Raw genomic sequence first — 8,258 nt, forward strand, 5'->3', positions numbered from 1 at the left:
TGCACACCTGCGCCGCCGGGCCTGCGTTTGCTCCGTTAGTGCAGTTTTGGGGCCCCGGATCTGCACTTGCTCAGTTTTTGCAGCCGGTGCCTGCTCGGGTGGGCGGAGTGGCTAGGACGACGACGGCGGTCCCCCTCTTTTCGCCCGTCCGCTCCTATGCGGCCCCGCCCCAACCACGCGGAACCGCGCCCAGGAGGGGAACGCGTCGGCCCGCGACGGGTGGCAGGTCCGCGAGGTACTCCCTGTTGGAGGTCGCGAGGCGGTCGGGGTCGGCGGGCCAGCTGCCCAGCACCACCCCGGCCACCTCGACGCCGCGGTGCAGCAGCGCCTCCAGACTCAGCAGCGTGTGGTTCAGCGTCCCGAGGTCCGGGCGCGCCACCAGCACAGTGCTCACCGTCCCCCCGTCACGTTCCACCGCGTTCACGGGCTCGGACGTCTCGGGAGAACTCAACTGGCCGCTGGTTTCGGCCGCCGCTCGGCCCGTTTGGGCCGCCCCGCCTGGCTCCCCACAAGCCTCCTGCAACGCCACTGCCAGGTCCGCAATCGTGCGCCGGTCCCCGTCCAGCTCCACGAGCACACCCCCGCTGCCCTCCACGATCACGAGGTCGTGGGATTCTTGTAATTCCACAATTTTCATCACGTGCTCCGAGAGCGGGAGCAGCTCCACCCCGTCGATCGCCGCCGCGGGAGGCGGGGCCATCGGCTCGGTGAGACGCTGGCCCTCGGCGGTGGTGAGTGCCTCGGAAGGCACGCCGGCGGCGCGAGCCAGCCGGGCGACGTCGTCAACGTCCCCCGGTTCCCCGCCCCGTATCCCGGTCTGCTGCGGCTTGTAGACCGCGATCCGCCGCCGGCCCACGTTCCACCCGGAGACCGTGAGCGCCGCCGTGGCGTACGTCTTGCCCACGTCCGTGTCGGTTCCCGTCACGACGACGGCGTGGCCCAGGGAGGCGACGAGGTCGCCCAGGGGATTGGTGGTCATGGTCTCTCCTGTCAGAGTGAAAGCAGTGCGGCCACGTGCGCTGGACGTGGCTGACGCGGCGGCGGGCAGTTCCTCCGCAGGGTGAGCGGCCCCTCACACGCCCTGCGGTTCGTCCCCTACCACGTCCCGGACGGTGTCCAACGCCCGGGCCAGAACGTGTAGTTCCATGTCCGCGGGAGCCGTGATGCGCAGGCGACTGATGCCGTCCGGGACCGAGGGCGGGCGGAAGCACCCCACCACCACGCCCCGGGAACGGATCACCTCCGCTGCCCGCACGGCCGACTCCGCGGAGGCCACCGGGAGGGACTGCACCGCCGCGCGGGCCGGCGGGGTGCCCAGCGCGGAGGCCACGAACCGCGCCCGCTCGTGCAGGGTCTCCACCAGTTCGGGGTGCGCCCGCACGATCCGCGCGGCCTCCGTGGCCGCAGCGGCAGAGGCGGGCGCGAGGGCGGTGTCGAAGATGAACGGGCGCGCCGTGTTCACCAGGTGCTCGCGCAGCGCCTCGGACCCGAGCACCGCGCCGCCCTGCGCGCCGAGCGCCTTGGACAGCGTCATGGTCACGGCCACGTGCGGCGATCCCGCAAGACCAAGCTCGTGCACGAGCCCCCGGCCGCCGCCCGCTACCCCGATCCCGTGCGCCTCGTCCACGAGCAGCAGCGCGTTCTCGGCGCGGCAGAGCGCGGCCAGCTCCGCGAGCGGCGCGTGGTCGCCCCACACCGAGTACACGGACTCCACGACCACGACGGCGCGCGCCTCCGCGCGCTCCGCCAGCAGCTGCGCCACGTGCGCGACGTCCGCGTGCCGCGCGATCCGCACCGGCGACTGGGACAGCCGTGCCCCGTCCACCAGGGACGCGTGCGCGTGGGCGTCCGAGACGATCAGCGTGTCCGCGTCCCCCAGCGCCGTCAGCACCCCGGTGTTCGCGGCGTACCCGCTGGAGAACGCGAGCGCGACGGGCTGGTCAGTGAGCTCGCACAGTTCGCGCTCCAGCACCTCGTGGACCCCCAGGGTTCCGGTCACCAGCCGGGAGGCCCGAGAGCCTGTGCCGTGCTCCCCCAGCGCGTGCTGGGCGGCGGCCACCACGCGCGGGTCCCGGGAGAGCCCCAGGTAGTCGTTCGAGGCCAGGTCCACGCACGCCCGGGGCGGCGTCCGCAGCCGACGTCGCAGTCCCGCCTCCGCGCGCTGCTCGCCGCGAGCGCGGAGCCAGTCGTCAAGGGGACCGACCGTCATGCCCATCCCCCGCCCGTCAGCTCCACTTCCTGCGCGGCCCGCAGCAGGGCGTAGGCGATGGTGCGGACCTCCTCGTCCGTGCAGACGTACGGGGGCATGGTGTAGAGCAGGCGTCCGAACGGGCGGAACCACACCCCCTGTTCCAGAGCCGCGCGGGTGAGCAGCTCCGGGTCCGGGGCCTCGTGGAACTCCACGACCCCCACGGCGCCGATGACCCGCACGTCCTTCACGACGCGCAGCTCCGCCGCCACGGGCAGTATCTCCCGCAGGGTCTCCTCGATCCGGGAGACGTTCGCCCACCAGGAGTCCCGCAGCATCCGCACGGACTGCAGGGCCACGGCGCACGCGAGCGGGTTCGCCATGAACGTGGGCCCGTGCATCAGCGCGCGCTGCTCCGACGCCGTGATGACCGCTCCCACGGCCTCGGACACGAGCACCGCCGCCAGGGACATGTATCCGCCGGTCAGCGCCTTGCCCACGCACATCACGTCCGGGACCACGTCCGCCCACTCACTGGCGAACCACTTCCCGGTGCGGCCGAAGCCCGTGGCGATCTCATCCACGATGAACACCAGGTCCAGCTCGTCCGCCAGCTCTCGCAGCACCCGCAGGCACCGCGGGTCGTACGTGCGCATCCCGCCCGCGCCCTGCAGCACGGGTTCCACGATGATCCCGGCGAGCTCGTCCCGGTGGGCGCGGGCGACGTTGCGCACGTCCGCGATCCACGCCTCAACGGCGGCGTCGTCGGCGTCCCAGTCCACGGCCCCGGACGACGACGGCGCTCCCGCGCCCTGCGCGCCGCTCCCACCTGGCCCTTCGGTGTCCCCGGAAGGCACGAAACCAGCGGTGTCCGAGGCCGCCGCACCGAGGTTCTCCGGGGACCGCAACCCCTCGGGATCCTCGTACCCGGACCTACGCCGGGGGTGCGCCGCGGGAGGCGGTGCCACGAACAGCTGCTCCGCCACCAGCCCGGAGAATTCGGCGTGCATTCCGCCCTCGGGGTCGCACACGCTCATGGCGCCAGTGGTGTCCCCGTGGTAGCCGCCGCGCACGGTCAGGATGCGACGGCGCTCCGGCCGCCCGAGGGCCGCCTGGTACTGCACGGTGAGCTTCAGCGCGACCTCCACGCTCACGGAGCCGGAGTCCGCGAAGAACACGTGCTGCAGCTCGGCCGGGGTGACCTCCACCAGCAGCTCCGCCAGCTCCACGGCCGGGCGGTGCGTGAGACCGCCGAACATCACGTGAGAGAACTCGGTGATCTGGTCCACGGCGGCGCGGTCCAGCTCCGGGTTGCGGTAGCCGTGCACCGCGCACCACCACGAGGCCATGCCGTCGATCGCCCGGATCCGGTCCCCCTCAGGGGTCTCCAGGGTCAGGGTCACGCCCTCCGCGGCCAGCACCGCGTGGGGTGCGGGCCCGTCCAGCGGTGCGTAGGGGTGCCACAGCAGCCCGCGGTCACGGGCGGCGAGGCGGGTGGGCTGCGCGGCGTCGTCACCCTGTTCTGCCGTATCTGCCACGGCACCCGCGGTGGGGCAAGAAGCTTCCCCGCTGCTCTCGGCGGGCGCGGTGTCGTGCGTGATCTGCGGTGCCGGGTCAGGCATTCGGCGCCACCGAGGTCCCCGCACCGCGACGCCGCACGGTCGGGCTCAGCTCGATCCTCACCCGGGTGTCGTCCTCGTCGCGCTCGGGTCCCTCGCCCGAGCTCAGCAGGGCGGCGAGCGCCGCAGACACGGGGGCGGGGGCAGCTGGCGGGGTCGGAACCGGGCCCGGGGCGGCGGAGGGCACCGCGGCGTCGTCGCCCTGACCGGAAGAGACCGGGTCGGAGGGGTCCGGACGGCCGCCCGAGGCGGCATCGGAACCGGCAGGTCCACCGGTTCCGCACGTGGACCCGCAGGGCGTGGTCGCGGGGCCCGTCGAACCTGCCTGGCCCGCCGCGGCCTGCTCGGGTGCCGCACCGTTCGAGGTGTCGGCGGGCACCGTGTCGTCGTGCTCCCTCAACGGACCCGCGCCGAGGACGGTGAATCCGGCGTCGGCAACCATGTCCAGGTCCGCCTTTGCCGCCTGCCCCTCGGAGGTGAGGTAGTCGCCCAGGAAGAGGGAGTTGACCACGTGCAGGGCGAGGGGCTGCAGGGAGCGCAGGTGCATCTCGCGGCCGCCGGCCATGCGGATCTCCTTATCCGGGCACACGAAGCGCACCACGGAGAGGATCTTCAGGCACTTCTGCGGGCTCAGCTGCCACGTGCCTGCCAGGGGCGTGCCGTCGAAGGGCATGAGGAAGTTCACCGGCACGGAGTCCGAGCCCAGCTCCCGCAGCGCGAAGAGCGCCTCAACGAGCTGCTCGTCTGTCTCCCGCATGCCCACGATCAGCCCGGAGCACGGCGAGAGCCCGGCGTCCTTCGCGCGCTCCACGGTGTCCACGCGGTCCTGGTAGGTATGGGTGGAGCAGATGGACTCGTAGTGGGACTCGGCGGTGTTGAGGTTGTGATTGTAGGCGTCCACGCCCGCGCCGCTCAGCGTCTCCGCCTGGCCGTCCTTGAGCAGGCCCAGGCACGCGCAGACCTCCACGTCCGGGTGCTGCTCCTTGAGCGCCTCCACGGTGCGGGTCACGTTGCCCACCTCTCGGTTGGACGGGCCGCGGCCGCTCGCCACGAGGCACACGCGGCTCGCGCCACCGCGGATGCCGTACTCGGCCTGCTCCACGGCCTTCTCGGGGCTCAGCCACGAGTACTTGAGGATGTCCGTCCCGGCGTTCAGGCGCTGGGAGCAGTAGCCGCAGTCCTCGGCGCACAGCCCAGACTTCAGGTTGACCAGGTAGTTCACCTTCACGGTCATCCCGAAGTGCTCGCGGCGCAGCCGGGCGGCGGCGGCCACGAGGTCCAGCATGCCGGGGTCGTCGGTGTGCAGCAGCTCGAGGGCTTCGTCCGGGGTCACGGGGTCGCCGGCGAGGACGCGCTCGGCCAGCTCGGCAGGGTTCTTGAACATTGTTCAATTATTGAACGGTGTTCAGGATTGTCAATTTCCCGGGCGGCCGTTGCGAGAGGCGGCGCGCGGCCTGGCGCTGCCGCGCCGCTGTCCTGGTCACGACGACGTCGCTCCCACCCCACGTACGCTCGGTAGAGTTTCCGCGTGGCCCGCACCCGGGCACGAGAGCAGGGAGGGACACCGTGGCACTGGACCGCGGCCAGGTGGTGGACGCCGCGTGGCACATCCTGCAGACCTACGGGCTCGGGGACCTCTCGATGCGCCGCCTGGCCCGCGAGCTGGGCGTGCAGCCCGGCGCCCTGTACTGGCACGTGGCGAACAAGCAGGAGCTGCTGGCAGTCCTCGCGCAGCGCATGGTCGCCCCGCTGAGCACCTCCTCCACAGGCGCTCCCACCACAGGAGCCTCTCCCGCGGGCACTTCCCCGGCAGTCGCCGACGACGACGCCACCCTCCTCATCGCCCGGTTCCGTTCCGCGGTGCTCGCCGTGCGAGACGGCGCGGACGTGGTGAGCGTGGCCCACGCGCTGGACCCCTCGGGCATGCAGCCCACACCCCTGCTCACCGCGGCGCTGACCCGCGCGGGCATGGACCCCGCCCCGGCCGAGACGGCCGCGCTCACCCTGGTCCGCTTCACCCTGGGATCCGTGACCGCCCAGCAGACCCGCGAGTCGATGGACCTCCCCACCGCCACGATGGCCGCCGAGTTCGAGGCGGGCGTGCGCGCGATCCTGGCGTAGCGGCGTCGTCGCCCCCCTCCACCGCCCGCACCCCTGCAACAACTGAGCAGATGCCGAATTGCGGCCGCAAAACCGCACTTGCTCTGTTAATGCAGGAGGCGGGAGGGGGCTTCAGTGAGCCTGCCGGGGCCACCGCTCTCGCTGAAGCCGCCGGTCCAGACGGGGCGCCCCTGCGACTACGGAGCAAACGCAGAACTGCGACCCCGGAACTGCACTTGCTCCGTTGTTGCAGGTGGTGGGAACGCGTGCGCGCTCCTCTCCACCGCCGGGTCCGCCGTCCGGGGGTGTCAGCCGGTGCGGGCGGCGGCCAGAATGTCTGCATGACCACCGGCACCCCCTTCACCGTGCGTACACCCGTCCCCGAAGACGCCCCGGGGATCGCGAGAGTGCACACGCAGTCGTGGCGGGAAACGTACACCGGGCTCGTGCCGGAGCGGTTCTTCGACGACGACGCCTTGCGCCGTCGGGAGGAGACGTGGACCCGGATGCTCGCAGAACCGTCCCGCCGTGTACGGGTTAGGGTGGCCGTGGTGGGCGAGACGATCATCGGTTTCGCGGGCACTGGGCAGCCCCGCGAAGACGACCCCGCCCGCGAGCACGCCCTGCACCTGCTCTATGTGCTCCGCGAGCACCACGGCACGGGCGCGGGACAGGCCCTGCTCGACGCCGTTCTCGGCGGGGAGCCCGCGCAGCTGTGGGTCGCGGAGGCCAATCCACGCGCCATCCGCTTCTACGAGCGCAACGGGTTCCGGGCGGACAGCGCCTCGTTGACCGATCCCGGGCTGGAGGACCTGCGCGAGGTCCGCATGGTCCGGTGAGACCGCGGACGACGTCGCTCCCCGCCACCCACGCGCGGCACGGGACCGTGCGGCGTCGTCGTCAGACCCCCGCGCCCACGATCAGCATGGTCGCCCCGAAGACCACCCCGGAGACCACCAGCACCACGGTGGTGTAGCCGAGGATGTCCCGGATCTTCAGCCCGGCGATCGCCAGCAGGGGCAGGGCCCAGAAGGGCTGGATCATGTTGGTCCACTGGTCGCCGTACGCCACGGACATGATGATCACGGACGGGTCCACGCCCAGGCGGGCGGCGGCGTCGAGGAGGATGGGCGCCTGGATGGCCACCTGTCCACCGCCGGAGGGGACGAAGAAGTTCACGAGACCCGCGGAGAGGAAGGCCAGGAAGCCGAGGGTCTGGGGGGAGGCGACCTCCACGATGGAGTCCGAGAGCACCTGGATGAGCCCGCTGGCCGTCATGATGCCCATGATCCCGGCGTAGAGCGGGAACTGCAGCAGGATGTCACCCACGTTGGAGGCGGCGTTCTTGACGAGCGCCATGACCTCGAACGCGTTGCGGGAGAGCAGGAAGATCAGCGCCAGGAACATCCAGTTCACAATGTTCAGGGTCACGGTGCCGCCGGTGAAGTGGATGACCAGGTAGGCCACCAGGGCGAGGCCCACGAGCAGGGTGGGGATGCGTGAGGCGTCGAGGCGGTCGGCGGGCACTTCCACCTCGGGGGTGGCAATGCGCTGGTCGGACTCGGCGAGCGCGTCTGCGGTCACCGCGTGACTCGCGGGCACGGCCCGAGGCGCCACGAGCCACAGGGCGAAGGCGACGAGCACCACGGTGGCCACCGTAGCCGTGATGTTCCACCACGAGAACGTGGTCTGCGAGATGGGGATGACGTGGCCCACCTGCTTCTCGATGAACGAGCCGGGAGTTGCCGCGGTCAGCGGCCCCGAGCCCGAGTAGCCCATGTGCCACACCACGAAGCCGGAGAAGCCGGAGGCCACGAGCATGGGGAAGCTCACCGGCCTGCTGCGGCGCGAGAACCCGGCGGCGACCTCGCGCGCGAGCAGACCGCCGACCACCAGGCCGAAGCCCCATGTGATCAGTGACGCCACCGCAGCGATCACGAACACGAACACGTAGGCCGCAAGCGGCGACCGCGGGATGCCGGCGAGCCGTGCGAGAAGCGCCCGAACCGGCCGAGTGCTCGCCAGGGCGTGGCCGAGCAGCAGCACCAGCGCCATCTGGGTCATGAACTCCAGCAGCCCCGAAAGTCCCGTCCCCCACCCCATGACAACGGTCACTGGGCCGGAGTCGGTCAGGACCAGTGCCATGACCGCAACCACCAGTGTCAGGACGATCGCGAAGATCAGCGCGGAGGGGATGAACCGCTCCACCACGTAGTTCACGGGCTTCATGGCCCGGGCAAGCACGGGGTCGGCGGTCGCCGCAGGAGTTGAGGAACGGTCGGGGGAGCTCATGGCGGGCCTCTTCTTCGTTGAGGAGGGTTGACGGGTAGGCGCCGACGACGCGTGCCGGG

At 71.7% G+C, this 8,258-nt stretch carries 7 protein-coding genes; 2 read left to right on the top strand and 5 right to left on the bottom strand.

Translation table 11 applies throughout. The features are described from left to right. Positions 1 to 154: 154 nt before the first annotated feature. From bioD to bioB, 4 genes are all read right to left on the bottom strand, one after another. Entirely contained in the window at positions 155 to 979 is an 825-nt protein-coding gene (bioD, locus tag M3E84_RS12010; protein ID WP_137803218.1) for an ATP-dependent dethiobiotin synthetase BioD, read from the bottom strand. Positions 980 to 1,072: 93 nt separating this feature from the next. Further along, the gene (locus tag M3E84_RS12015; RefSeq protein WP_024289461.1) at positions 1,073 to 2,209 is read right to left on the bottom strand and encodes an aminotransferase class I/II-fold pyridoxal phosphate-dependent enzyme; all 1,137 of its coding nucleotides are present in this window, start codon (positions 2,207 to 2,209) and stop codon (positions 1,073 to 1,075) included. Next, a complete protein-coding gene (locus M3E84_RS12020) occupies positions 2,206 to 3,726 on the bottom strand; it encodes an aspartate aminotransferase family protein (protein ID WP_259896482.1) in 1,521 nt (506 codons plus the stop codon). The genes M3E84_RS12015 and M3E84_RS12020 overlap by 4 nt, the downstream gene beginning before the upstream one ends. A gap of 76 nt (positions 3,727 to 3,802) precedes the next feature. After that, positions 3,803 to 5,191: a biotin synthase BioB gene (gene bioB / locus M3E84_RS12025; RefSeq protein ID WP_024289463.1), complete on the bottom strand. Its 1,389-nt coding sequence runs from the start codon at positions 5,189 to 5,191 to the stop codon at positions 3,803 to 3,805. Positions 5,192 to 5,373: 182 nt separating this feature from the next. Between bioB and M3E84_RS12030 the strand changes: the two genes are divergently transcribed. Both M3E84_RS12030 and M3E84_RS12035 read left to right on the top strand, forming a co-directional pair. After that, positions 5,374 to 5,928: a TetR family transcriptional regulator gene (locus M3E84_RS12030; protein WP_024289464.1), complete on the top strand. Its 555-nt coding sequence runs from the start codon at positions 5,374 to 5,376 to the stop codon at positions 5,926 to 5,928. A 320-nt stretch (positions 5,929 to 6,248) separates the two neighbouring features. Then, the gene (locus tag M3E84_RS12035) at positions 6,249 to 6,746 is read left to right on the top strand and encodes a GNAT family N-acetyltransferase (RefSeq protein ID WP_024289465.1); all 498 of its coding nucleotides are present in this window, start codon (positions 6,249 to 6,251) and stop codon (positions 6,744 to 6,746) included. Positions 6,747 to 6,807: 61 nt separating this feature from the next. On the opposite strand, the gene M3E84_RS12040 is transcribed toward M3E84_RS12035, so the two are convergent. Further along, positions 6,808 to 8,199, bottom strand: a complete 1,392-nt coding sequence (locus tag M3E84_RS12040) for a short-chain fatty acid transporter (protein ID WP_024289466.1) — start codon at positions 8,197 to 8,199, stop codon at positions 6,808 to 6,810. Positions 8,200 to 8,258 lie beyond the last annotated feature (59 nt).

The organism is Kocuria sp. p3-SID1428 (genome assembly GCF_025149945.1).
GTDB lineage: Bacteria > Actinomycetota > Actinomycetes > Actinomycetales > Micrococcaceae > Kocuria.

What these genes read in the sequence shown, in the direction of transcription:
- bioB (WP_024289463.1), bottom strand. Translation starts at nt 5,191, where the DNA reads ATGTTCAAGAACCCTGCCGAGCTGGCCGAGCGCGTCCTCGCCGGCGAC.
- bioD (WP_137803218.1), bottom strand. Translation starts at nt 979, where the DNA reads ATGACCACCAATCCCCTGGGCGACCTCGTCGCCTCCCTGGGCCACGCC.
- M3E84_RS12015 (WP_024289461.1), bottom strand. Translation starts at nt 2,209, where the DNA reads ATGACGGTCGGTCCCCTTGACGACTGGCTCCGCGCTCGCGGCGAGCAG.
- M3E84_RS12040 (WP_024289466.1), bottom strand. Translation starts at nt 8,199, where the DNA reads ATGAGCTCCCCCGACCGTTCCTCAACTCCTGCGGCGACCGCCGACCCC.
- M3E84_RS12035 (WP_024289465.1), top strand. Translation starts at nt 6,249, where the DNA reads ATGACCACCGGCACCCCCTTCACCGTGCGTACACCCGTCCCCGAAGAC.